The organism is Streptomyces sp. NBC_00285 (assembly GCF_036174265.1).
Classification (GTDB): Bacteria; Actinomycetota; Actinomycetes; order Streptomycetales; family Streptomycetaceae; genus Streptomyces.
In genome coordinates this window covers 6,100,955-6,123,964 of record NZ_CP108055.1, presented here as the reverse complement: position 1 = coordinate 6,123,964, position 23,010 = coordinate 6,100,955, and the positions used below count along the sequence as shown (strand labels likewise).

Below are 23,010 nucleotides of genomic sequence, written 5' to 3'. Positions count from 1 at the left end.
GTCAACCTTTCGCGGTGATCGGCGTCAACTCGTGCAGCGGAAGCCGTTGCGGATTGCGGATTGTCTGGCTCGGAGTTGGATCTGTTCGTCGGCACATGGCGTAGCCGGTGAGCCAGCCCTGTTCGGCGTGCTCCCGGTCGACGTCTTCCAGGTGCTCGATGATGTGGATGCGCCCGGCGTGCCGGACCGTCATGCCGGGGCGGAGCCCGAACTGGTGAGACCACATGTCCGCGCCGAGCTGCCGGGCGTAGGGGTGGTGGATGTGCTCGGGATGGGCGTAGACACCGGTCAGGTCCCGCTTGCCGACGAAGTTGTGAAGGACGTCGAGCGGTTCAGCCGGCCGGTTCTGCATCTTGCGGCGGACCGCGATTTCGAGGAGCACGGCTTTGCCCGCTCGAATTGCTGCTGCGTCCCTTTCGTCGAGATCGTCGAGCCGGTAGCGGTCGTCGTGATACGCGCCGGTCGTCGGCTGCTGCAAGGAGATACGGATGTCGAGTTTCATCGCAGCTTCCACACGTTGTCCACGCGCACCAACTTCGTGGCGCAGTTCTCGCACTCGATCTCCTGCACCCATCCGACCTTCTTGTCGGGCATCTCTCCGCAGCTCGGGCACAGGAACGGGTTCGGGCTGTGGATGCCGTCCTGTGCGTCGGGGCAGGTCGTCTCGATCTCGGTCACGACCTTGCGGCAGAAGTTGCACACGTTGGCCCTGGTCCGCTTCTCGTCGTCCTTCAGACCCCAGAACTCCCGCACGAAGTACCAGGCGTTGTACCCGCGCGGCGCCCAGTGCGCGGGTTTGAGGTGCTCCTCGTCCCGGGCCCGGACCTCCGCCTTGAACTCGTTGGCGTCCTCGTCCAGCCACAGAATGAGGCGGCCTTCCCAGCGCTCGTTGGTGATCTCGAACGCGGGACGATCGGCGGACACCTTGAACGGCACGTCGAAGTTCTTCAGCTCGTCGGCCAACTCGGCGAAGCTGTTCTTCGGACGCGGGGGGAAACGACGGGGCATTAAAAGCACCTCCGGAATTACGCGGTATGGATGAGTGAGTGACCGGCGCGGGACAGCATGATCACTGCGGTACCTCGAACACGGTCACGCCGTCGATCTCCTGTGGCGGCTTGCCCTCACGCATCAGGCAGCCGGGGCAGGTGAGCCGGTCCAACGAGTGGATCGTGATGTAGGAGCTGTGGCCCTGTTCCCACAGCTTCACGCCGCCGGTCGTCTCCAGCAGCACGCCGCACATCGTGGACTGCCACGTCCGGCGGTCGTCGTCGTGCTTCCCGTTGTCGAACCCGGTCGCGGACACCGAGTGCTTGGCGTCCTCCGGCATCTCCCACACCGCGAGCCGCTTCGAGCCGTTGGCCAGCTCGCACGCGCACAGGTTCGAGATGAAGCAGACGACGTCCTCGTGCATCCGCATGTAGATCCGGAAGTGATCCGGCCTGTTGCAGATCGGGTTGTAGGGGAGGTTCGGCTGCTCACCGTCCAGCACAAATTCCGCGTGCCACTTGTCCCGGTGGTTCACGGCGCGCGGGTCGAACAGCGACACCCGCTGGCCCGGCTTGATTCCCCGCAGGAAATCGGTCGCCTCCTCGATCGTCGGCATGTCAGCCCTCCTCCTGCTTGGTCTGGGTGGTGAAGGGGCGCCACTGCCCGGCCTTGAACGCCTTGTTCCACTCGTCGAACTCGACCCAGCCGCCCGTGCCGGCCACCTGGAAGCCTTTGTGCCGGACCACGCCGGCCTCGATGTCGACCAGGCGGCGGATGCCGATCACGTCGCCGAACCACTCCCGCCTCGCTACGTCCTCCAGGAACGCGGCCTCGTCGGGCTGGGGCAGCGCGGCCTCCAGGTGCTCGTTGAACACCTTGAACAGCGCGGTCATCGACTCCACCGGCTCGGACTCCCACTGCCCGCAGCCGCATTCGGCCTTGAAGCCCTCGTACGAGGGGAGCCGGAAGAACTCGTGGACCCCGTCCTCACCGATGGCGGCGCCCATGTTCTGCTGGTGCCGAAGCGCCTGCGAAACCTGCATGCTGGGCAGTCGGTCGTCCAGGCCCAGCTCCGGAATTCGCGTCATGCCTTTTCCCTCCTTGAATTACGGCTGACAGTCGGCAGCCCGGGGCGCGGCGTTGCTGCTGCGTCCTGGACTGCCGTTAGCTCAGTCGCTGGATTTCGCCGATGTAGTGAATCGAATAGGGCGCCCCATAGGAGACGGCTTCCAAGGCGAAGAGACGAGCAGCGGCCATCGCGCTGTCCTCGCTCGCACCCCAGACGACATGACGCAGCTCGTCGGGAAGCAGGATGTCGCAGTCAACCGTGACGTCGGTTTTCTCCGACTTTTCCCCGCACTTTTTATGGGCGTGGTCGGCGGTAACGCTGACTTCGTGCACGCCTTCCGCTTCCGGCGCCCACTGGACATAGGCCCAATGCACTATGTGTATCCCTTCCCACCTCGGCCGGACTCCCGGGGCCGTTTGGATGACGTCCCTACAGTTCATTTGGCAGCGAAAAGGGAGCCGACCGGCGCAACACGCACGCGCCGAGGCTCCCTCTTCACTCGCCTGCTTCAGTTGTCGTACCGGCCGATCACTTACCGCCGGATTCACCGGTGGGCGGCTCCCACTCCGGGGCTGCGAGCCGCTCCCAAATCGGCTCCCACACCTCCAGCGTCTTCCCCTCACACTGAGACTTCTTCAGCAACCAGTCTCCGTGCACGGGCCGATCCATCACGTCGCCGTGCTGCATACGGAAGTCGGCCCGCTGCTTGTACGCGCTGTTCGGTGTTTCCCGCACGGCCAGCACGATCGCGGGCCCCAGCACGGTGCCGGACGCTCCGCCGTTGTAGGTCAAGCCGACCTTTTCACCGATCCTGACGCGCATTCACGCTCCTCTTTCATTCGGGAAGTAACCGGGACGGGTGAGCGACAGTTCGGCGTTCCTGCCGTCGCCCCAAAACGTCGGGGAGAGCAGGTTGGGATGTGTTGTGGTGTGGGTCAGGCGTCCACCCGCGTCGTGGTGCTGAATGCGTACCTGCCCGACCGGCCTACGCGCCGCCGCCCTACAGTTCCTGATTTCCGGGTTGGTCACGCGGGCACCTCTCGGTCGATCATGCGGATGGACAGCTTGGCCGTGCGCGTGAAATCGGCACGCTTACGGCCGTGCTTTGTCTTGCCGTACAGGGGGCACAACAGGTTCAGCCGGGGCGTTTCCTGACCCGGAATGCGAACGGAGAGCGGAACGGAGGGGCACGAGCGCATTTGATGGTCTTCTCTTTCAGTCACGTAACCGGCGACGCAATTTCGGGCATGCAAAAGGCGCCACCCGTGACGACGTATCGCCCGAGTGGCGCCCTGCTGTGTTGCTCAGGTGGAGGTGATGGGGGTGGTGGAGTACCGGACCGTCGCGCCGTGCTTGCGCACCCAGACGCACACGCGCCCGGTCTCACGCTCCATCGCGGCGAACGGGCGCCATCCGCCGGTCGTGTCCGACTGCATGATCCGCTTGGCTTCGGCCTTCAACTCCTTGGCCAGCTCGGCCGCTTTGATCGGCTCGTGCACCACGGCCACCGGCTCCGCCACCGGCACCGGCGCGGCGTCACCCGTGGCGGCCTGCCAGATGGAGCGGCGCGGCATGTCGGACGGCTTGGGGGCCCGCTCCGCCGGAGTGTGGGGGAGTTCGGCCGGAGACAACTTGGCCGTGAACGCTGCGCTTACGGTCTCGCGTGCCTTGACGAGATTGTCAGCGGCGAGCATCCCCAGGGAGGAATGCGCACCCGTGGCGGAGAATTCTGCACCGCGCATGTGGTCGAGAAACGCCATGCTGCTACGGCGCTTGTTGGCGGTACGTGCGCGCCTACGGGCGCGGGTGGCGGAACGGCTCATGATCCCTTGTGCTCCTTTTCCAGAGTGCGAACGATCCGGCGGAGTTCCCGAACCTTTTGGGCGTACGTGTCCCGCGCGATTCCCGTTGCGGAGCGCTGCTGTGTCAGCGCGTAGTCACGGGCAGCGCGCATGTCTGCGATTGCACGGCGGTCGTACGTGGGCGAGTCAGCGTCAACGCGTACGAGGAATTCGTACCCGCTGTTTTCGTCATGGCCCATGCCACGTGCGTACGATCCGGGCGCGTAGGTAGGGGAGTTCCCCAATTCCTTGGGAGCGTCCGAAACGATGTGCCGCTTAGGCGTACGGAGGTTTTTACCCGTGTGCCGCTTGTGCGGAGCATTGACCGTTGCGCCCGTACGGTCACCGCGAAGATTAATCTTCCCCCGGTAGTCCACACGGTGAGTCTTGGCTTTGTGGCTACGCGTGTCGGGAGTGCTGGAAGAACGGGGAAGGGGAGGACCAAAAGAAACCGTGGGTGCGCCGTAGTAGCTACCGCTCATATTCGCCCCCTCCTTTCAGGTGAGTTCAGTTCGTTGTCAGTTGAGTACGCGCGCTAGGTCTTGCGCCTAGTCAGATCACCCGAGAGTTCCGAGCGTCAGAGCTAATATTCGCGCGTGTCCAATTTCCTTTTTGGTTTGTGTTCGCTTAGGCATCCACCCATGACCCCGCATCCACGGTCGACCATTGGGGGAGGGAATCCGAGCACGTGTGACACTCCCCCTGCCACAAGGGGTGTCTACGCGGTAGCGGTTCAATTCGGGGAGTTTCCGGCACCAGTCACCCTTTTACAGGCCACTGTTTTAACGGGCATTGACGTCATCCGGGGGAACCCAAATCATGCTCCCTGGAGACTTTGCCTCTAGGACAAAATCCCACATCCGAGTTAGCCGTAATCAGCCACCTACTAGCGCACGCGCTAGCGGTTTGGGTCTGCCATCCCGTGTTACCGGTCTCCCTGCCGTTGCACGTTTCCGCGCACGGCTCAAGATTCCGTTGTAAATGTCTCGCAATTCCGAAAGTTCATGGGCACGGCGAACCGTGCGAGCGAAATTGCGGGTGAGACACTCACGTCCCTACACAACTACCTCTCGTGTCAGGAAAACGCCGCTCAACTTCCAACCCCTTTCAGGGCTTAACCGAACCGTGGCCGGATACCCACGCTTCACAGCGTTAGTACGCGACTGACAGAACGGCCGTCCGGAGGAATCGCCCCCGCATGGGGAATGTGTGCACTGGCGTGCGCAGGGGCGAAACGATGGGACGGGAAATTGGCAACCGAGACCGTAAAGGCTTACATGAAGCCTCACGCACCTATGGGAGCGCTTGTGAAGCGTTAGCCACGGTCACGCATAGCGAGGAAATTCGCGCTATGGGTGCCAGGAACCGGGATAGAACCGGCGTCACACCCGCTAAGCACACGGGTGCCATAGGGCACGTGCGAGGGAATTTCCCCCGCCCCTCTCACCTCCTTTTCTCTGCCCCCGCCGCGCCCCCGGTTTTGGCGGCGTCTCCGTTGCGGTGACAAGGAAGACACTACGGGACACCCCCCGTGGGGGTAGCCCCTTTCCTGTAATCAACCGTGCGCATGGCGTAGTAATTGCAGGTCAAAGGGGGTTTTAGGGGGTCAAAAGATCTTGGAAATAGCTGGAAAATCTCAGCATATGGACAATCTTGGTGTCCAGATTGCACGGGAAAATAGGCTCATGACATGCCATGCCGCCTAGTTCCTTACGAGATACGCCGTATCCGTATCTAACCGGGCATAACGGGCGTCAAGATCACGACTTTACCTTTAGGTCAAGGATGGACAAAAAAGAGCCTCTGACCTGCACCAATAGGCTTTACCTGACATGCCGTCAGGAATGCCGGAGAGTGCCCACCACGGGCGCCGAAAACACGCAGCGTGACGAAATTCGCCGAAATTCGGGGAAGTTTGACGCTACGTAACCGCGCCCCTGTGTGCCTGCCTACGGGGCGCACTCGCCCCCGGGGTCCGATGCTCCGGCCACTCCCCACGGGGCCCGTACGCGTCCGGCCACGGTGCCGCACGGTGCCAGCATGACCGGGCACCCCCCGCGCAACGGCACCCCCCGGGGGTCCACGTGAGCGCGTGAGCGACTGTCACGCGTCGGGGGTCGCTCGGTACCGTCCGGGGGTCGGGCGCGTCAGAATGGCGCTCAGCGCTTCGCCTCTACATACCAGGGCATGACGGACACGCCCCATAAATGCGCGGGCGCGAAAATTCGGGGGGTCTAGGGCATCCGCCCTTGTGTCTCCCTGTATGAGTAGGGATGCCCCGGGATGTCCACTTGAGGCGGGCGGCGACGTGCGAGCAACTCGCCCATGCCCTGGAAATGGCTTATGCCAGGGGTGCCGGGTATGTGGCGATAAAATACATTTAGGCAGTACCTCGCGCTTGCCCCGCTACCTGCGCACTTGCGGCATACACACGCAATGCGCATTATGCCGGTATTCACTGAGCAAAGCGGAGCAAACGCTCCACTAATATCACGGTACGCGCCGGTAACGTCACGGTCCGCCTACCATTACTGCCCGTAAGGTATCTTACGCGCAGTAATCGCCTCGGGGGCCGGTCGGCACCCCCCGCCCCGGAGGGACAGAACGGGGCATGTCCCCCATCACGCCATTTACCCCAAATACCCTGTCATGTGCTACATATGGGGCATGGGTGCCGTATCCCTGCAAAGCGCGACATAGGCGGACCCCCCACCATTAAACGGCCAAAGCGGACAAATGGGTGCCTGGGCTTCCTGACGCATTTCGACGTTCAGCCCAGAGGCAGTGTCCCCGCCGCCGGCAGTGGCCGGAAGCCAATATTCCGTTTTATTGCCGACGGCCGTGGGCCCGGGGCCGGGGCGCCAGCGGCCTCAACGAGTCGTCACTGAAAGGCCGCCAGCGCAGGCGACTCTAGCAAAATGCGCGGGCAGAAAATGGCGGGGGTGCTAACTCCCCGGGCCGCCGGCCGGCAGCTCCTGCCCCATGCGGATCGCGTCCGCCGTCACGCCGCTGACGCCCTCGGGGAACTCCAGCGCCATCTTGAGGCCGGCCGCAGCAAGCGCCTGGGGCAGGAGCTGGTGCTGGGCGTAGTCGCTGAGACCCGAGTACCGGCTGTCGAGGTACCAGTCGGCCGGCAGCTCGGTGTCGTGGGCGTACTCCTGGGAGCCCGGGAAGGACAGCATCAGGCGTACGGGGGTGGGTTGCACGTCGCTCATGACGAGAGCGTACGACGTGGGGCGTCGTCGGCCGGAACGCAGCGATTTAGCTCGGAAAATAGCTGGGCGTCTAAGGCCCCGGCGTCAGGAATTCGCCTTTTCGTAGGCTTCCTTCACCTCGGCCGAGACTCGGCCTCGGTCGTTGACCTCGTAGCCGTTCTCCTTGGCCCAGGCGCGAATCTGCGCGGTGTCCCCGCTGCCGGCCGTTGCTGCACCTCGGCGCTTACCTCTCGAACCTGCCGCCGCGATGCCTCCGCGTACGCGGCGGGCACCCGCAGCGCTCAGGTAGGGGTGCAGGATCTCCAGCAGGCGATCGTGGCTCGCACCGGAGAGGTCGATTTCGACCCCGGCACCGTCAATGAGGATGGTGTGCGTGGTGATGTCTTCGGCTTCCTCACCGGTGACATCGTCTGTGTAGGTGATGACCTTCTTCTGAACCATGCGGGGATTGTAGGGCTGCGCCGAGTGGCCCGGTTCACGAAGCGGGCGTTGCGTGCAACTGCGCGAGGAGCGTGAACGATGTCTGGGCCATGCCGACGGCCAGCGCCGGGGTGATCGTGGCGTGGGTGAGGTCTCCGTGGGCGAACTTGTTTCGGATCGGGCGGCCGACGGTGTCGAGGAGGTCGTATTGCTCCTCGTTGAGCGTGCCGTCGGCGTGGGCCTTCTTGAGGTGGTCGGCGAGGCTGCCTTTGCCGTAGCGGGCGGTGAGCGCGGTCTCGATGGCGATGATGGACATCGCGACGCCGAGCATCATGAACTCGTACCGGTAGAAGGCCATACGGATTAGCTCGCGCGCCGTGGTCAGGACGCTAACGGCGGCCTGGGGCAGGCCGGGCGGGATGACGAGGTCGCGGACCACGTCGTGCATGTCGGCGAACTGGCTGGCCATCAAGAGTTGGGAACGTTCGTCGGGTACCGGCCACGGCAGCTCGGGGGTTTCGCTCATGCCCCGGATTCTGGCAGCTCAGCCCAGTGCGGGCAGCCAAATAACGGTCATGGGCTGAGCCGGCCGTCATTTGGCTGCGGACAGGCGCTCTCAACTCCCGGTCCTGCGGAGACGACGCTGGAACTCGGGGCGTGTCTGCCAAGTGGGCAGCTCGGGGCAGGTCTCGCGCAGCAGGGCGACGATTTCTTCGTGCTTGGCTTTCGCCTCGGCGTCGGTGCAGGGCCAGTGGGAGTGCCACACGGTGGTCCATTCGTTGGCCCAGCGGATGCCAGTGACGTACATGAAACCGATCTCGACGGTGTCGGCGACGCCTTCCCACTGGGTCTGGACGATGGTGTCGAGGTGCTCGGTCCTGTCGACGACACGGTATTCGCGGTCCTCGCGGTGGCAGGCCCACTCGATCGTCTTCAGGGTCTGCCCGTCGCGGCCGACGAAGGCCGTCTCACCGGGCGCTAGCTCCAGCGTGCTCAACTCGCCCTCCTGGCTCGGATTTTTGCGTCGCGTCGCCTGCGGGGGCAGGCTCCGCCGGCCGCTATGTTGCCGAACTTACTCGGGTCGGTGGCCGAGCTGTTTCAACTTCCGCCGGCCGGCCTCGATGTGTTGCCGGGCGGTCGCGAGGAAGCCGCGCGCCTGGTGCAGTGCTTCTCGCGTCTGCTTCGCTACCGCGTCCTCGGTGGGCGCCGGATACGTGGCCTGTACGAGTGGCAGTACCGCCGCGAGCAGGGCGTTGACCGCCGGACCCGTGGGAAATGCGCCTGGTCGGGCTTCCCAGGTCATGTGCAGGTCCAGGGCAGTTCGCGCGAGTCGTTCGTCGAGCATTCGCGTCCACGCTTCCTGGTACGCGCGCTCGGCGTCGGACTCCAGCATGGGGACGGCGCGTACGGCTGACCACACGCCGCCCATGTACCCAGCGCGCGTGAATTCCCTGCCGATCGGGTCGTTCTCGACGATCAGGGCGCCCTCGACGGTGAACAGCAGATGCCCGAGCGCCTGGGCCCGGTTCATCGGCTGGGGGTCATCGGCTAGTGCCGGCACACGCGTCCCGAGGGCCTGTAGGGCAGCGTAGACCTGTTCCAGGGTAATTCCCGGCTCGTCGGCGGGGGTTGGTGCGCTCATAGCAGCCAGAGTAGCCATGCGTACGCAGTTGCGTGCGTAGTTGCGTACGCAGAGATGTTCGGTAGTGTCCTGCCATCGCCGCGCCACGAGATCGGCGATGAGCATGTGCGAAGCCATGCGCCCAGAGGGATGCCCCGCCGTAGGAGCCCGCCGTGTAGGCACATGGGCGACCGCAAGGCGGGGCATCTTCGCGTTGAGGTCAGTTACCACTCACATCCGCAGTCTCCGCACCGATACCTCGCACCGTCCGGCGTCTCACCGGCCGGCACGTCTTGCACGTTGCTGCTCCCGCAGGAACAGGTGGTCGCGGTCGGGACACCCTCGGTCGGCGGCTTGCTCCAGTCGCGGTGGTAGTGCCAGGGCTCGCCAGCGTTCTCGCACTCGTCGGAGGGGTAGTAGTAGGGCTCCTCCGCGTCGGTGCGGGGACGCTCCTTATGGCACAGGCCGCATGCGACCGCGCCGTTGGCGTCGAGGCGGGTGCAGATGGCGGCGGCCAGGCGGTTGCGGGACTCCTGGTAGCGCTGGGCCTCCTCCTCGGGGGTGAGCTGCGGTAGGGAGGCGCGGTACGCCTTACCCCAATTCGTCAGCAACTCGTCGATGCTCAGGGTCTGTTGAGTCATGAGGGCACAGTAGTGCGTACGCAGTTGCGTGCGTAGTTGCGTACGCACGAATGTGCGCTAGATTCCTCTCCCGAAGGCCAGACCAACAGGTTTGGTGGGCTTCGAGATTGTGAGGGTGTCCCGCCGTAGGAGCCTGCCCGCCACAGGGCACAAGGTGACCGCAAGGCGGGGCACCCTCGGGCGTTTTCGCCGGTACCTGGGGCTCCTATCTCGTGTGGACACACCGGCAGTCGCGAGAGGGGTTTGATGAAGCAGTACGGCGAGGACGTGGTTCGGCTCGGGTTCTCGAACCTGGAGCATGACGGCGGTCCGGAGGAGCGGCCGGGGCAATTACCGGGGAAGTGGACGCGGGCTCATCACGAGATCCTGGCGCCACGGCAGTTCGACTGGCTCGGTCGGGCGGAGATGACGTACTCCCAGGTCCAGCCGCTGAATCCGGATGCGGGTGCGGAGGAGCTAGCCGCCTGGGAGATGGCGAAGGAGGCCGCTGACCGGCGTTTCGGCGCCGCTCAGACGCTGCTCGGCATGAAGGGCTTCCGGGCGCCTACGGGACAGGGCAGGAATCCCACGGGCATGTTCGTGCGGGAGAGCACATTCGAGGTCGTCTCACGGCACGACCAGCTCAGGGTGTGGCGTACGCCGCCGACGAACGTAGTTCTCCGGCTCCGGGGTGAAAACGCACCGCCAACGCCGATCGTGACGGTGGCCTGGCACAACTCCTTCTGCTCCCCGAGCGGGCGAGAGGCGGAGGCGGAAGAATTGTCCTCGCTGGTGGACAAGGTGCAGGCAAAGTACGGCAACGACCCGGAAAGGCGCTGGTCAGCGTTCTGGGGATTTGGTGACTGCAACGAGTACCCCGTGCCGGTCGGCGAGACGGTGCCGCCCATCGACTGGAATTCACCGGAGATCACAGATCTCGTGCACCGCCGACACCGCGCGCGCAGGCAGCCGGACGGCTCGTGGAAATCGTGCACCTACCTCGACGAGCTGCTGCTGGACTGCGGGATGTGGGACCCGGCCCGGTACGCCGCGCAGCAGCTCGGACAGATTCGGGCCCTGGACGCGACGGCCGGCCATGCCGCTGATGGGCAAGGCGGAGGCCGGCGGATCGACCGGGGCTCCTTTGACCCGTGGACTGTGCAAGCGGTCCTGGAGGTCAACGTCATCGACATGACCGGCGTTAGCGACCATCACGGCCTGGAGGTGATCCTGTCCCGCCGGAAGCTCGTCGAGGCCCTGCGCCGTGAGTTCGATCCGATGCCGGCGTGGTCGGCGCTCGCCTACAGCACGGTGGGGGGCCAGCCTGGATGAGGTGCAGAACGAGGGACAGGGCTGTGCTGGCTGCGGCACCACCAAGGGCGGGTGCCAGGACCCGAACCGGCACGGCCTGATGTAGGGGCCGCGTGAGCGGAGTTGGAGCGAAGGGCCCGTCTTTGGGGAGATGGGCCCTTCGTGTTGCTCGTAGTGCTACGGCGTTGCGTCACCTCTTGAAATGCTGGCGGGGGGCCGGGACGTAGCCAGTCCCGACCCCCCTGGGGGTTACTCGTTCCTAAAACGAGCCCTAAGTAGGGTTGTCCACCCATCAGCTCACGCCGGCACATTTAAGGCTCCGAGTCGTATTGAGATCGCCGCGCCCTGCCATTGGACCACCCCGGCATGAAGCGCCAGGGAAGGGACTCGAACCCTTATCTCGATGATGTTGCTCGGGCCGGTCGATCCGGCGTTTGGTGGCGTGTTGAAACTGGGAGCGAGAAATTGAGCTTTCGGGGCCGGCCTGCCTCTACCAATTGGGCTACTCCGGCATGAATGCCGGGGGAAGGGCTCGAACCTTCACTGGGGCCAACCCGTTGCCAAATTTCAGGCGTTGAGTTTCAGTTTGCGCTCCTGCGCGCCCGTCGCACGCCGGCGACGGGAGTCTGTGTTGTTGTCTGCGGGGTACCCCTCCCGCTCCCGAGCGCAGTCACGCAATCCTGACTGTTACCCATGTGCCTTACCGGCATACAGATGCTCGGCCCTCTGTGAGTTACGCGGCGAAGAGGTAATTCATCACTGCCGCACCGGGCCGCTGGTTGGTGACCTCGGTCGCGTTGGCCTCTTCGCGGGCGAACTTGACGGCGTCGCGGAGGGCCTGGAGGCGGTCCAGGATGGCCTGCCGTCGTGTGGCCGGCGCCGCTCCGGAGTACTTCACCGTGGTCCAGGTGCCTACCGGGACGTCTTCGAAGTACACCTCGACCTGGGCCGGGTGCCGTTCGGTGGCTTCGGCCTTGACGTGGTTGCGGGGGACCTTCTTGGAGCGGACGGTGTCGTAGGCACGCGTGCGCCAGATGCCAGTCGACTCGTCCCAGGTCCACTCCTCGGCGGGGTCGAGAACGGGGAGTTTCTCGACGAAGGTGTGGAGGCTGGTGAGCTGCTTTTCGAGGAAAAGCAGGTAGGTGACGGGCGCGTTGGCGACTAGTACGCGTTCGCCGACCTTGACGTCCGCGCGGGCGTTGCAGTTACCCCAGTCCTTGGTTGCCGTGACGTCGAAGAAAGGCACAAGCCCGTTGACCGCGTCTCGGATTGCTCCGTCAACGGTGAGCTGAACGCGGGTCGATTCTGCGGGGAGCTGTTCGCCCTCTTCGTCGCGGGGGCGGTATGTGCGGGAGATGCCGGTCAGCAGCGGGGATTTCTGGACCTGGTGGTGGGCGGCGGTCAGTGCGCCGTACGCCTCTGTTTTACGGGTCTTCTCCACTGCTACGACCTGGCTAAGTCGCGTCGTCATGGGTGAGACGTTATGCACCGGCGCCCGTTGAGGCAATTCGCGTGTGGGCCGTTTGGGTGAGGGTTCGACAGTTTCTTTTTCTTATTGCTGGTGGCGGGTTTGGCGGGTGGGCTGGCTTTGGGGCCGGTTCGGCGATGTTGCGTACGCAGTTGCGTACGCAGGCGTATGGTGCGGGCCGAAGGGGGCGCGGCGGGTGCGTCCGGGGAGGAGTGGGTGATGGATCTGCATCTTGAGACGTCGCAGCCGCGCGAGGACGTGCTGGTGATCAGCATCGAGGGCGAGGTGGATGTCTACACCGCGCCACAGCTCCGGGACTGTTTTCGGGAGCAGTTGCAGGTCGGCGGGACGTGGGGGCACGTGGTGCTGGAGTGCTCGAAGGTGAGCTTCTTCGATTCGACGGCTATCGGGGTGTCGGTCTTCATCCTCAAGTCGCTGCGGCGCCGCAGCCCGGACGGTCAACTCGCGGTCGTCGTGGCGGCTGGCGGGAAGATCGAAAAGATCATGCGGATCACGGGGCTGAGCAAGGTCTATCGAGTGTTTGAGTCGATGGACTCCTGCTTGGCAGGGCTCACTCCGGCGAGTGTGGAGACACCGGCCGCGTAACGGCATATGCCAAATCGCCGAGGTGCGTACGCAGTTGCGTGCGCAGCCAGTACCGTCGTGACCCACGGCATACCGCCCTCCACGGACTGTCACTCGTTCGGGTGAGTGGGTCGGTTGGAAGGTGCGGGAGCGGCTCTGCGGGTACGTGCGGGTCGTGGGATCGGCAGGAGGCGTCGGATGAATGCGGTGGCTCGGTTTCAGAAGCTGCTCGGCGTGATCAACCGCGCGGAGGGCTATGACCCGAGGGCGCAGAAACTGCCGCTCGTGGTGCCGTACTGCAAGGTCCACCGCCGGCACTTCGAGCAGGGGATGTTCAAGCTCCTGCTCTGCCCGGGGTGTGTGCGCGGTATCGACTGGGATCGAATCAAGGGGACGGAAGATGAGCGAGAGGGAGGCTCCGACGGCGATGTCCTGGGAGGACGCGCGTCGGCTGCTGAAGGAGAAGCCGGGCGCTGTGGTGTCGAGCCTCTCGTGGCAGCAGGCGGGGAAGTGCATCTTCCGGGCCAAGGTGTTCGTGTTCATGCCGGAGGCCACGTTGGCGGCCGACGTCCAGGAGGCGGAGCAGGAGAGCATCCCGGCGCTCTGGTTCCGTGACCATGAAGGGCGTGTGGGCCCGTATCTCGGGTCGGCGTTCGGTGACGAGCGTGACGACTGGATCGAAGGTCCCTCTGCCGGGAAGCCGGACGCGGCGTAGATCGCACCGGCCCGATAGCTGGCCCCGCAGGAGTGCTGCATTCCCCCGTCAGCACATCTGCGGGGCCTTTTCGTGCTCTTTTTCGTGATGCGACGATGGTGGAAATGCGTCCCGCGAAGGAGATTCCGATATGGCCGCGAAGCGTTCTGCGACAACCACGACTTTGGCGGCTGCGGAAAGCGTGGGTGCGCTCGCGGTGGAAGTGCCGGCGGATGTGTCGACCGAGGTTCTTTCGGACACGAGCGTTCGCGTGTCCTGGTCGAGTGCGGAAGATCCGCTGGCCTTCGTCGTGGCCTGGTCGGTCGCCGGCAGCGGCTCGTGGCCGGAGACGTCCGTAGCGGGGGGTGCGCGCAGTCTGATCGTGGCTGGCCTGCGGCCGGGGACGCAGTACGCGTTCAGGGTCCAGGCGGAGTCGGAGTGGAGTGCGGAGGCCGACGCGGAGACGACGGGCTCTGCGCTGGAGGCGCCGACGCTGGCGGTGACGGGCATCCTGGACCGCAATGCCACGGTGAACGTCCTTACGCCGGCCTTGGCCGGCCAGGCGCGGGTCATCGAGGCGCAGGTGAAGGACACGAGGACTGACAGCCCCTGGTATTCCATCTCGGACGTGCCGTGGAACCTGCCGGCGATGGGGTTGTACGACGGGTCGTTCGGGCTGAAGGGGCTGTCGACGGGGGCGCCGTACGCGGTGCGGGCCCGGGTGACTGCCGGCGAGGTGACGTCGGAGTGGTCTGCGGAGACGCGGTTCACCACGACGGGCACGAAGGGCGCGAAGCCGTCGGTCAGTGTGGTTTCGGACTCCGCAACGTACAGCTCGGTGAAGCTGGCGTGGGGAACCTCGGTGAAGGCCACGGTGCGGGTTTACCGGTGGACCAGGTCGACGTCGCCGGGTTCGCCGTTCCTGTCCCAGCAGGTGGCGTACTCCACGGATCTGACGGGCGTGTTCGAGGACACGGGGCTGTCGTCGGGTACGGAGTACTGGTACACGGTCGAGTGGGCGCGGGATTCTCGGACGGTTAGCGTCTCGAACCCTGTCGCGGCCAGGACGCGGGGGTAGCGGAGTTTCGTTACGTAAGTGCGGTCAACTTTGCCGGTTTCGCAGTGAGTAATTCCGAACTGGTTGTTTGTCGCTGGGTAGTTCGGCAGCGTCTCCGTCATGAGCGTTGTACTTGAGCTGAGTTGCTCCGGCTATCGCTGCGATGCGCAGGGTCGGTTCGTTGCACCGACGGCGCCGGCCGTGGTGGGCAGGTCTCGGGAAGCCGGATGGTGTGCGGCTCGTGGGGACGATCGTCAGATGACGACGTTCTGTCCGGCATGTGCTCAGGATTTCCTCCCGCAGCCGGAGCAAAAGTGCCACCAGAGGCCCCCGTGCCGACTGCCGGTGGCGGACCTGGTGGGACATGACGCGGTGGGGCACACCCTTTCCCGACGGCTTGCGCGTGAGGGATACGGGACGGTCCGGCAGGTGATGGACCTGGCCGACGAGGGAGCGCTGGACCTGTTCCTGGGCAAGAAGGCGTGCGAACGTGTCGAAGCGGTGCTTCGCTCCTGAGAAATTGTCGCTTCGCCACACTTCTTTGGGTCCCTCGGATGGGTGCTGGCGGTGGCAGTGGTGAGGACCCCGCCGCCGGGGTGTGCGTTACTCAGTGTGTGCGTACTCGCTGGTAGTCCCACGATGTGGGCGGATATAACGAGCATCTCGGACATCACCGCAGGCGGGCATATGCGCAGCGGGTAGTTGGCTCAACCGCAAGACCGCCGTCACCCATTAGAGTGACAGGCTCACAATTTTTCTTTTCTGCCGTGACTCCTGGGGCGGTCTGTGGGTTGATGGTTTTGCGGTGCACACGACGGGCCTCCGGGCCTCTTCCATTGCTCTCGGGGGTTCGTCGTCCACCCAAGTCCGGTCCGGTACAGAGGCCGCGCAGCAAACCCCCCCTTGCCTGCGCCCGCCTCTGTGCCGGGCCTTCCGCTTTGAAGGGAGAATTCGAAGTGTCAGTCAGCGAGTTGGCCTCCGTCGCGCTGGGACCTTCGGGGGTGCCTTTCTCTTACGGCCCTGATGGCAAACCCGTTTCCCCGTCCGAGGCGGCACATCTCATCGCCGACGTCGAGCGGCGCACGCTGTACAAGTCCGACCTCAAGCTGGCCACCGGTGAGATGGTCACGGTGCGCACGCTGTGCCTGGTCTTCGACCCCGACGCGCGGGCCGGTGAGTGGGTCACGGTGAATTTCCGGCCCCGGGTGTGGGGCACGGCCCTGTACACGCCGGCCCCGGAGAACGCGCTCCTGGAAGTGCTCGTCACCTACGACGATCCGGCCGAGGCGGTCGAGGAGCACAAGCAGGCCATGACCATGGTGGTGGTCGGCACCAACGAGCCGGCCAATGAACCGGGTTGGGCGGCCGAACTCTCGTGGACGGGGCCGGGACAGTGACCCTGCCCATGCTGTTTGTCCCGTCGGTACCGGCCGGCGACCAGGGCCTGGTCCTGCGTGTCAACGGCGTCACGCCTGAACCGCACGGCAGCCGCTGGTACGTCCTGACGACAGAAGGCGACGCCTACGGCCTGCCCCGCACGCTGTGGCCCTGGGCCATGGAGCTGGACGCCCAGACCAGGAGACGGGAGCTGCGGATGCCAGCGGCGTTCGCCTTCCGCCGCGTCGGCGAAACGGTGGCCGTGGAGAAGATCTCCGCCTGATCGCGAGAGGGAGACAGAGTGCAGACACCCTTCACCGGCGTGAACCTGACGCGGCAGCTCAACGAGGTGCGAGCGATGCGGGAGTTCCGCATCGACGAGGGATACACCCGTCGAAGAACCGAGCTGAAGTCGGTGTACGCCGACGAGAGCAGCGGGCTCGCGTGGGTCGAGGCCCACAACGGCCCCTGGCGCCTGCCCCGCGTATGTCTTCAGTGGGCTCTGGAGGTCGACGAGCGCGCCGAAGCCGTTCTCGGCCACGGCGAGGCGTTCCCCTGTGCCGCCATTTTCGAGCGGATGCCGGATGGCTCATGGGAAGTGGAGATATTCCCCGATGTTCTCGGAAGGACGTGACGCGAGAATGCCGCACCCCGGGACTCTGGAGTGCGGCATTCTCATGCGTGGACTTCCTCAATCCGTGGGTCAGTCTGGCATGCGCCGACAATTCGGCCATCCGCCGTTCGAGGGAGCGCGGTCTCGATGTCGGCCGGCTGGTTACTCCAGCGCCATCGGGCCCCGTCCCACACGACGAGCTGCGCGTGGGTCGGGCAGACGCAGCAGCTCCCCGGCCGGGTCTCGGGGTCCACGGCGAGGACGGCCAGGGCCTCGACGATGCAGCGGCACGCGGTGGGCCCGCTCATGCCGGCGGCTTCTCGTCGCAGGTCGCCTTCGCCCAGTGCCAGTAACCGCAGGGGCACAGACGCATCCCGTGCAGCTCGTTCCTGAGCTGGTACACGCAGGGCACGCTCTCGCCGGCCGTCCAGGGTGCCGGTTGGTACACGGCCCAGGCCCGCAAGGATGCGCCGCAGCAGCGCATCCACCCCCCGCCCATGATGCGCGGCGGCGTGAACGCGTCCGGGGCCTCGTCGAAGTCCGCCTGCGCGGCGTAGAAGTCGCGGCATTCCCCGCAGTACCCATACGCCATTTGGGTGGCACCCATTTCATTGTTGCACTCGGGACACACAGTCCGGCGTTCGCGCCTTGAATTCATACGGGGACAGTAATGGCTACGATGCGCAACATGCCGGAAGCAACGAGTGTCGGGACCGACTGGCGCCTACTCGGGTGTGCCTACGTCCAGTTCTTCGTCAACAACGACAGGACCAACCAACGGCTCCTGGAATCTCACCCCTTCGACCTTTCCGCCAGCCTCGGCCGACTGGCCTTCACCGTCACCGAAGAAGTCTTCTTCCCCAGTGTGTTCGGGGTGGAGACCCACAGTTCCTACCGGGTCGTCGACCAACTCCGCCGGCGTGACCCGGACTTTGGCGCGGCGTGGGTCCGACGGGTCCGCTACCGCCGTCAGGGCCTTGGCCTGACGGCACGGCCTATCCGCAGGTCACGGCATGTCGCGGCCGATATCGCCCGCATGCTCTGTGCCTCCTGGGCACACCAGCACAATGCCGACGAGCCTGCCGTGCAGGTGTGCGACATCGTCCCCGCGATGCTTGAAGACCTTCGCTCGGCGCTATGCCATCAGAGTGAGCACCCAACAGATCCGTAACCAAATTGGGGACCCCCCGTTTATGTCTCTGTACGGTATCTGTTTGGGTAGTCGGCCCTACCTCGTCGGCCGGTTTTCCCATCAGACGTCTGTGCACGGGAGCCCCCTGTTGCCTGATCCCGGCAGGGGGCTCTCCGCTTATGCACACCCAGCAGCACGAGCGAATGAGGTGTCATGACCGAGAAAATGCAGGCGCTGCGCGCACTGTCCGCCCACGGGGAGTGCACTGTCCTTCAGATCGCGGACGCCACAGGAATCCAATCCGGTCGCGTCTTCGCTGCGCTCCAAGCCCTTGTCCGCGAGCAGTGCGCCGTCAGCGCCAAGCGGGAAGGCGACGCCTTCTTCAGCGTCACCGACGCGGGCCGCCAGATGGTCGAGTCCTGGGAACTCGCCCCCAAGCAGGAGGAGATGGGCCGTGCCTGAAGCCACCGACATCGACATGCCTCTCAGCGAGGCCGCCAAGCTGCTGCACGGCCTGATGGAGGTGCTCTACCTCTCCACCGCCTGTGCCCTCGGACACCACACCATGTGCCGAGGCGTGGACGAGTTCCGCTCCCTGGTGTGCTGCTGCGTCGAGTGCGAGCACGCCGACGTACGGACGGTCGGGCCGACCTCTGCCGGCGTTCCCCTGCTGCACCTGGCGAACACGGAAGCCGACCGGCTCGACAGCCACGTCTACACCGACGGCGAAGCCCTGGGCGTCCGGGCCGACCTCGTACACGCCCTGGAGAAGACTCTCGACGAGACCGGCCGCAGAACGAGGGAGGCAAAGCGCCGACGGCTCGCCGTGCAGCTCGGCATCGCCGCCTGCCTCACGTTCGCCCCCAGGAGCCTGTGATGTTCGGGCTGCTCGCCTTCCCCCGCGATTTCGAACCCGAGGACCACGGCTGGGCCGTCGTCGAGCCGATGGTGCCCCACCAGCGGCTCCAGGCCGCCATGCAGGAGCTGCACCTGGTCGGGTTCGTGTCGACCCACTGGCAGCGCTGGGAGGTCCCCTACCGCTGGCCGGCCGGCCTCGTCCGCATGGGCTACGACAAGGACCGGGACTGCTTCTACGGGATGTACATGCCGCCATTCGAGCGAGACAGAAACAGTTTCACGGTCGCCGAGATTCACCGGGAAATGCGCTTCGGCGTAGGGGGCGGAGTCGTTTCACTCGGTCGGCCGTCCGTGTCGCTGACAACAGTTTCCACCGCGTAGTGAATATAGGCGTCAACCCAGATCAGAAAGGGCCACCCTGATGACTGAATTGACGCCCGTACGCCTGGCCGGCCCGACCCGAACCGTCGTGGCTGGCCTCCTCCTGAACCACACCCGGAACGTCGAAATGGTCCTGCGCATGGGGTGGGAGACCACGCGCGACGGCCAGGTGCTCCCCGTGCCCCTCGTGGCGGTGCGCCGTGCACAGTGAGCTGGAATCCGGGATGACGCTCTACCGCCAACGCGCCTACCTCCTGGGCGGCTACGTCGGAATGTTCGGCGGAGTGTTCTCCCACACCGACCTCCAGGCCCCGGAGTACCCGGTCCTGTACATCGAGACGCCCAAGGGCCAGATGTCGTGGCACATCCACCCCGATGACAAGGACTGCTTCGACGGCCTCAAGGTGCCGACCGTCGAGGACTACCCGTGGGACGGCCACACCACGGAAGAGAAGTACATGCGCGCTCAGGCGCTCAACCTGCTGATCCCGAAAATGACCTACGCGAAGCCGGAATACGGAAACCCCTGACCGGCCCACGAACAGAGGCCCGCGACCTGATTTCCCCGAGCCAGGTCGCGGGCCTCACCCCTGCCCACGATTACCGCGCACAATTTTCCGCCCGCCACCGTGGATTACGCCCCATCCGAGAAGAGGTGACCGTCATGCCCCTCGTCCGGCGGCCAAACCCGTCCTGGCAGGCATTCCAGGAGGTGCTCCCCGGCACTCCTACAGGCGGCCCTCGCAGCTCCCTCGCGGCCGGCTGGCCCACAGAGCTGCCCGACCCCCGACCCGGCGCTACGCCAGCGCTCCAGGCCGCGTCCCTGCCGCGCCTGACCGCGCAGCCGGGCACCGCACCCGTGCGCGGCCGGCCGACCCGCCCACAGCTCGGCCTCGGCGCCGCCCCCACGGGCGCCCCGTCGACCACCAACGGCCGCAGCAGCATCTTCTCCATGCCCACGTACTGACCCGGAGGTCCCCATGTCCAGCAGCCTCGACCTGTTCGTCTCCCTCACCGTCCAGCTCGGCCTTTTCCTCGGCCTCTAGGCCGGCATGACGAAGGCCCGCCCTCCCCGACCTGAACGGGGTGAGCGGGCCTTTGCCGTGGGCGCTGGGCTTACAGGCCGCTGGCGACGATGCTCTCCTGGCTGGCCTGGATTCCCTTGCAGTAAGCGACGTACTCGCCTTCAGTCAGCGGGATCACATGATCCGTGAGGATCGAGTGGCGCAGCAGGTAGCCCTTGCCCGGGACCTTGGCGACCTCAAGGCAGTCACCGGAACCGCCAGCGGACTCGTAGGACTTGTCGAACGTGAGCGTGGTCGGGTCGATGGCCAGCAGCTCCTCCAGCGTGGCCATCTTGGCGGTGCGGGCTTCTTCAGTCACTCGACATCTCTTTTCTGACCTTCCCGATACGGTCCAAGGACTTTTCCGGAGACAGGGACAAGTCCTTCAGGTCCCCGATGAAGTCCCGCAGCCCACGGACATCCTTGGGCGTGTCTTTGATGGCCATGCCCGTCATGACGTCAAACGCCGCGATGGGTTTTTCCCCTTCTCCGAACTCGAACAGGTGGAAGGGGTACGCAAGGGCAGCATTGGCCTCGAACGGAATGACGCGGAAGATGACACCGCGCTTCTTGGCGTCCTCAACCAGCGCGTCGAGCTGGCGTGCCATGACCAAGGCTCCGCCGACTCGTTGATGGAGAGCGCCCTCTCCGATGATGGCTTCCACGGTCGGCGGGTTCGGTCGCTCGAAGACCTTGCGTCGGTTCTGCCGCAGCTCGACTGACCGCTCCACGACCCGTTGCGTCATCGTGGATTTGCCGAGGTAGCTGGTGAGTGTGCGGCCGTAGTCGGGGGTCTGGAACAGCCCCGGGATGATGCTGCCGGCGCATGTGATGATCTTGTTGGCGATCTGCTCGTTGGTCACGAACTGGATGAGGCTGGGGTCTGTTTCGTCCGCGAACTCGTTCCACCATGCGCTCTCGACGATGGCCAGGCCCTCGGACCGCATGGTCTCCAGACGCACGCGAGTGACGTCGTCCATCTCCAGAAAATCGCAGATGACAGCCCACTCTTTGTCCTTGGGCCACGTCTCGCCCCGCTCGATGCGCGAGTACCGGTGGTAGGACTTGTGCCCCAGCGCACGGGCCACCTGGACCTGCTTCACCGGGGTGCCGTTTACCCGGGCGGCAAGGCGGACCTCCTGTAGCGCAGCGCCGAAGCGCTCCCGCGCTGAATTCGCGACTGGGTTGAGCGCCATGATCATCCTCCCCTCTCCGGCCGTGGTCTTTGCCCAGAGCGTAGCGCGTGACGCCATGTGGACGGCACTTCTGGGGGTAATTCCGGCGGTGGGGTTGCGTACGCAGTTGCGTACGCACCACACTCGTCCTTACGCACCGGACGGGCCACGTCGCGGTGTGTGATCGTTCTGCGTGGCTGGCCGCAGCCGCGCTGGAGGCTGCCATGAGCTTGACCGATCAAGTCCCGAGCCAGATCCAAGCGACGAGAACTTTCGACCGCGAGGCCGACACCGTCCCCACGGCGCGTAGTTGGACTACAGGAATTTACACGGAACTGGGTGCCACTGAAGACCTGTTAGACGCATGTGCACTACTGATCAGCGAGGTTGTCACCAACGCCGTCCTGCACGGCGCGGGCACCGAGTACACCGTGGTCATTAAGTCGGATCTGTGGATCTCGGTCTGGGACGCATCACCGGTGCTGCCCCGTCACCGGGAGCACGCGCTGACGTCGGAAGGAGGCCGGGGTCTTGAGCTGCTGGAGATGCTCGCCCCGGGCTACACGGTCGAGGAAGACGCGACCCGTGGCGGAAAGTGCGTGTGCTTCCAGCCGAAGGGGTGGACGTGATGCCCTTCCGACTCGTACCTCTGGCTGAACAAGCCCTGCAAGACGACGAGTTGCGTGACCTGCCCCTCCAACTGATGGTGCAGGGGCGGTACTTGACTCCGGTCGACGGCATCACTGAGGCCGAGGTGGAGGTGCGCTTCAGCTCCGCCGAGTTGGTCGATCTGCTGGAACAGGCCAGGGCAGCGCAACTGACGCTCGCCCAGCGCGCCACCCAGCGCGCCCGGCGGGACGCCGAAGCGATCACGGAGGCCACTCAGCTTGTGTCTGAGGGCGGAACGGTGGCGCGCAACGACCCCGGGACACTCCGACGCGTCGCCGGCGCTCTGCATGAGCTGGCGGTCACCGAGTCGGACACGGACTTGCCTGGGCGGGGCGGCCCCCGCCCCGGCGAGGACGCGAACGGGGGGCCCTTGGGGGGTACCGAAGTTCGCGAACACGGCTGGAGCGCTGATGAGGCTCAGCCGTTCAAGCCACCCTTGCCGAGCCGCCAGCGCGGCGAGGGTGGTTAAAAGCTGCGGCGGACGGGGTGAAGCGCGGCAAGAGCGTTTTCACTTCGACTTTCCGGGATGTGCGCCCTGGAGGAAGTCCCCGTCCGCCGCCCCTGACGACCCGGCCGGTGTTTTGCGCCGTGCCGGCCGGGTCTTTCCTTCGAGGAGATCCGCAGCGATGAGTAGGTCGACGTCCGTGAATTCCGGCACAGCGGTTTGCGCCCTCGCCCTGATTTTCGGCACGACGATACTCACCGGTCTTTTCTCGATGATGCTCGCGGTGGCCCGGCATCCGCAGTGGTGCCCCTGCCAGGCCGAGGCCGACGACTTCGACTATCTGGAGGCCGAGGACGGCCCCCTTCCTGGACGCACCGCGTCTTGAGCGCTGATGGCGCAAAGCCC

Annotated in this window: 35 protein-coding genes; 18 read left to right on the top strand and 17 right to left on the bottom strand. The window is 65.3% G+C overall.

Annotated features, from left to right (window positions below):
• Position 1: 1 nt before the first annotated feature.
• The 13 genes from OHT57_RS28390 to OHT57_RS28330 all read right to left on the bottom strand — a co-directional run bounded on the left by OHT57_RS28390 (position 2) and on the right by OHT57_RS28330 (position 9,797).
• Positions 2 to 556, bottom strand: coding sequence for a hypothetical protein (locus OHT57_RS28390; protein WP_328749368.1), 555 nt, complete (start codon positions 554 to 556; stop codon positions 2 to 4).
• Complete coding sequence (locus OHT57_RS28385) at positions 499 to 1,008, bottom strand: hypothetical protein (protein ID WP_328749367.1); 510 nt, start codon at positions 1,006 to 1,008, stop codon at positions 499 to 501. Before OHT57_RS28385 ends, OHT57_RS28390 begins: the two co-directional genes overlap by 58 nt.
• 61 nt (positions 1,009 to 1,069) lie before the next feature.
• A complete protein-coding gene (locus tag OHT57_RS28380) occupies positions 1,070 to 1,606 on the bottom strand; it encodes a hypothetical protein (RefSeq protein ID WP_328749366.1) in 537 nt (178 codons plus the stop codon).
• A 1-nt stretch (position 1,607) separates the two neighbouring features.
• The gene (locus OHT57_RS28375) at positions 1,608 to 2,078 is read right to left on the bottom strand and encodes a hypothetical protein (protein ID WP_328749365.1); all 471 of its coding nucleotides are present in this window, start codon (positions 2,076 to 2,078) and stop codon (positions 1,608 to 1,610) included.
• A 76-nt stretch (positions 2,079 to 2,154) separates the two neighbouring features.
• A complete protein-coding gene (locus tag OHT57_RS28370) occupies positions 2,155 to 2,433 on the bottom strand; it encodes a hypothetical protein (protein WP_328749364.1) in 279 nt (92 codons plus the stop codon).
• Positions 2,434 to 2,587: 154 nt separating this feature from the next.
• The gene (locus OHT57_RS28365; protein ID WP_328749363.1) at positions 2,588 to 2,881 is read right to left on the bottom strand and encodes a hypothetical protein; all 294 of its coding nucleotides are present in this window, start codon (positions 2,879 to 2,881) and stop codon (positions 2,588 to 2,590) included.
• A gap of 482 nt (positions 2,882 to 3,363) precedes the next feature.
• Complete coding sequence (locus tag OHT57_RS28360; protein ID WP_328749361.1) at positions 3,364 to 3,882, bottom strand: hypothetical protein; 519 nt, start codon at positions 3,880 to 3,882, stop codon at positions 3,364 to 3,366.
• A 2,963-nt stretch (positions 3,883 to 6,845) separates the two neighbouring features.
• Positions 6,846 to 7,115: a hypothetical protein gene (locus tag OHT57_RS28355; protein WP_328749360.1), complete on the bottom strand. Its 270-nt coding sequence runs from the start codon at positions 7,113 to 7,115 to the stop codon at positions 6,846 to 6,848.
• A gap of 84 nt (positions 7,116 to 7,199) precedes the next feature.
• On the bottom strand, positions 7,200 to 7,556 hold the full coding sequence (locus tag OHT57_RS28350; protein WP_328749359.1) for a histone-like nucleoid-structuring protein Lsr2: 357 nt from the start codon (positions 7,554 to 7,556) through the stop codon (positions 7,200 to 7,202).
• Positions 7,557 to 7,590: 34 nt separating this feature from the next.
• Positions 7,591 to 8,061 (bottom strand): hypothetical protein, encoded by a 471-nt coding sequence (locus OHT57_RS28345; protein WP_328749358.1) that lies wholly within the window; start codon positions 8,059 to 8,061, stop codon positions 7,591 to 7,593.
• Positions 8,062 to 8,151: 90 nt separating this feature from the next.
• Positions 8,152 to 8,532: a hypothetical protein gene (locus OHT57_RS28340; RefSeq protein WP_328749357.1), complete on the bottom strand. Its 381-nt coding sequence runs from the start codon at positions 8,530 to 8,532 to the stop codon at positions 8,152 to 8,154.
• Positions 8,533 to 8,607: 75 nt separating this feature from the next.
• A complete protein-coding gene (locus OHT57_RS28335) occupies positions 8,608 to 9,177 on the bottom strand; it encodes a hypothetical protein (protein WP_328749356.1) in 570 nt (189 codons plus the stop codon).
• A 203-nt stretch (positions 9,178 to 9,380) separates the two neighbouring features.
• Positions 9,381 to 9,797, bottom strand: coding sequence for a hypothetical protein (locus OHT57_RS28330; protein ID WP_328749354.1), 417 nt, complete (start codon positions 9,795 to 9,797; stop codon positions 9,381 to 9,383).
• Positions 9,798 to 10,043: 246 nt separating this feature from the next.
• Between OHT57_RS28330 and OHT57_RS28325 the strand changes: the two genes are divergently transcribed.
• Positions 10,044 to 11,108: an endonuclease/exonuclease/phosphatase family protein gene (locus OHT57_RS28325; protein WP_328749353.1), complete on the top strand. Its 1,065-nt coding sequence runs from the start codon at positions 10,044 to 10,046 to the stop codon at positions 11,106 to 11,108.
• 712 nt (positions 11,109 to 11,820) lie between these two features.
• Here OHT57_RS28325 and OHT57_RS28320 read toward each other — a convergent pair.
• Positions 11,821 to 12,558 carry a DUF7873 family protein gene (locus tag OHT57_RS28320; protein ID WP_328749352.1) on the bottom strand — a complete coding sequence of 246 codons (738 nt, stop codon included), beginning with the start codon at positions 12,556 to 12,558 and terminating at the stop codon, positions 11,821 to 11,823.
• Positions 12,559 to 12,774: 216 nt separating this feature from the next.
• Between OHT57_RS28320 and OHT57_RS28315 the strand changes: the two genes are divergently transcribed.
• The 7 genes from OHT57_RS28315 to OHT57_RS28285 all read left to right on the top strand — a co-directional run bounded on the left by OHT57_RS28315 (position 12,775) and on the right by OHT57_RS28285 (position 16,902).
• A complete protein-coding gene (locus OHT57_RS28315) occupies positions 12,775 to 13,161 on the top strand; it encodes an anti-sigma factor antagonist (protein ID WP_328749351.1) in 387 nt (128 codons plus the stop codon).
• A 379-nt stretch (positions 13,162 to 13,540) separates the two neighbouring features.
• Positions 13,541 to 13,855, top strand: coding sequence for a hypothetical protein (locus tag OHT57_RS28310; protein ID WP_328749350.1), 315 nt, complete (start codon positions 13,541 to 13,543; stop codon positions 13,853 to 13,855).
• 130 nt (positions 13,856 to 13,985) lie between these two features.
• Entirely contained in the window at positions 13,986 to 14,912 is a 927-nt protein-coding gene (locus OHT57_RS28305; RefSeq protein ID WP_328749349.1) for a fibronectin type III domain-containing protein, read from the top strand.
• A 324-nt stretch (positions 14,913 to 15,236) separates the two neighbouring features.
• Entirely contained in the window at positions 15,237 to 15,407 is a 171-nt protein-coding gene (locus OHT57_RS28300) for a hypothetical protein (RefSeq protein ID WP_328749348.1), read from the top strand.
• A 485-nt stretch (positions 15,408 to 15,892) separates the two neighbouring features.
• The gene (locus tag OHT57_RS28295; RefSeq protein ID WP_328749347.1) at positions 15,893 to 16,288 is read left to right on the top strand and encodes a hypothetical protein; all 396 of its coding nucleotides are present in this window, start codon (positions 15,893 to 15,895) and stop codon (positions 16,286 to 16,288) included.
• An 8-nt stretch (positions 16,289 to 16,296) separates the two neighbouring features.
• The gene (locus tag OHT57_RS28290) at positions 16,297 to 16,551 is read left to right on the top strand and encodes a hypothetical protein (RefSeq protein WP_328749346.1); all 255 of its coding nucleotides are present in this window, start codon (positions 16,297 to 16,299) and stop codon (positions 16,549 to 16,551) included.
• A gap of 18 nt (positions 16,552 to 16,569) precedes the next feature.
• Entirely contained in the window at positions 16,570 to 16,902 is a 333-nt protein-coding gene (locus OHT57_RS28285; RefSeq protein WP_328749345.1) for a hypothetical protein, read from the top strand.
• Between the two features lie 283 nt (positions 16,903 to 17,185).
• Here OHT57_RS28285 and OHT57_RS28280 read toward each other — a convergent pair whose 3' ends face one another.
• Positions 17,186 to 17,473, bottom strand: coding sequence for a hypothetical protein (locus OHT57_RS28280; RefSeq protein WP_328749344.1), 288 nt, complete (start codon positions 17,471 to 17,473; stop codon positions 17,186 to 17,188).
• Between the two features lie 96 nt (positions 17,474 to 17,569).
• Between OHT57_RS28280 and OHT57_RS28275 the strand changes: the two genes are divergently transcribed.
• The 7 genes from OHT57_RS28275 to OHT57_RS28245 all read left to right on the top strand — a co-directional run bounded on the left by OHT57_RS28275 (position 17,570) and on the right by OHT57_RS28245 (position 20,219).
• Entirely contained in the window at positions 17,570 to 18,052 is a 483-nt protein-coding gene (locus tag OHT57_RS28275) for a hypothetical protein (RefSeq protein WP_328749343.1), read from the top strand.
• Between the two features lie 174 nt (positions 18,053 to 18,226).
• Positions 18,227 to 18,475 (top strand): hypothetical protein, encoded by a 249-nt coding sequence (locus OHT57_RS28270; protein WP_328749342.1) that lies wholly within the window; start codon positions 18,227 to 18,229, stop codon positions 18,473 to 18,475.
• Complete coding sequence (locus tag OHT57_RS28265) at positions 18,468 to 18,890, top strand: hypothetical protein (RefSeq protein ID WP_328749341.1); 423 nt, start codon at positions 18,468 to 18,470, stop codon at positions 18,888 to 18,890. The genes OHT57_RS28270 and OHT57_RS28265 overlap by 8 nt, the downstream gene beginning before the upstream one ends.
• Complete coding sequence (locus OHT57_RS28260; protein WP_328749340.1) at positions 18,890 to 19,252, top strand: hypothetical protein; 363 nt, start codon at positions 18,890 to 18,892, stop codon at positions 19,250 to 19,252. The genes OHT57_RS28265 and OHT57_RS28260 overlap by 1 nt, the downstream gene beginning before the upstream one ends.
• A 40-nt stretch (positions 19,253 to 19,292) precedes the next feature.
• Positions 19,293 to 19,463 (top strand): hypothetical protein, encoded by a 171-nt coding sequence (locus OHT57_RS28255; protein ID WP_328749339.1) that lies wholly within the window; start codon positions 19,293 to 19,295, stop codon positions 19,461 to 19,463.
• 13 nt (positions 19,464 to 19,476) lie between these two features.
• Entirely contained in the window at positions 19,477 to 19,782 is a 306-nt protein-coding gene (locus tag OHT57_RS28250) for a hypothetical protein (protein WP_328749338.1), read from the top strand.
• Positions 19,783 to 19,916: 134 nt separating this feature from the next.
• Positions 19,917 to 20,219, top strand: coding sequence for a hypothetical protein (locus OHT57_RS28245; RefSeq protein ID WP_328749337.1), 303 nt, complete (start codon positions 19,917 to 19,919; stop codon positions 20,217 to 20,219).
• A gap of 149 nt (positions 20,220 to 20,368) precedes the next feature.
• Here OHT57_RS28245 and OHT57_RS28240 read toward each other — a convergent pair whose 3' ends face one another.
• Together OHT57_RS28240 and OHT57_RS28235 are read right to left on the bottom strand one after the other, a co-directional pair.
• A complete protein-coding gene (locus OHT57_RS28240; RefSeq protein WP_328749336.1) occupies positions 20,369 to 20,635 on the bottom strand; it encodes a hypothetical protein in 267 nt (88 codons plus the stop codon).
• Entirely contained in the window at positions 20,628 to 21,512 is an 885-nt protein-coding gene (locus OHT57_RS28235) for a helix-turn-helix domain-containing protein (protein ID WP_328749335.1), read from the bottom strand. Before OHT57_RS28235 ends, OHT57_RS28240 begins: the two co-directional genes overlap by 8 nt.
• Positions 21,513 to 21,715: 203 nt before the next feature.
• Here OHT57_RS28235 and OHT57_RS28230 point away from each other — a divergent pair, with 203 nt between their 5' ends.
• From OHT57_RS28230 to OHT57_RS28220, 3 genes are all read left to right on the top strand, one after another.
• A complete protein-coding gene (locus tag OHT57_RS28230; protein WP_328749334.1) occupies positions 21,716 to 22,120 on the top strand; it encodes an ATP-binding protein in 405 nt (134 codons plus the stop codon).
• Positions 22,120 to 22,629, top strand: coding sequence for a hypothetical protein (locus OHT57_RS28225; RefSeq protein WP_328749333.1), 510 nt, complete (start codon positions 22,120 to 22,122; stop codon positions 22,627 to 22,629). The genes OHT57_RS28230 and OHT57_RS28225 overlap by 1 nt, the downstream gene beginning before the upstream one ends.
• A 157-nt stretch (positions 22,630 to 22,786) precedes the next feature.
• Positions 22,787 to 22,990: a hypothetical protein gene (locus OHT57_RS28220; RefSeq protein WP_328749332.1), complete on the top strand. Its 204-nt coding sequence runs from the start codon at positions 22,787 to 22,789 to the stop codon at positions 22,988 to 22,990.
• Positions 22,991 to 23,010: the final 20 nt, after the last annotated feature.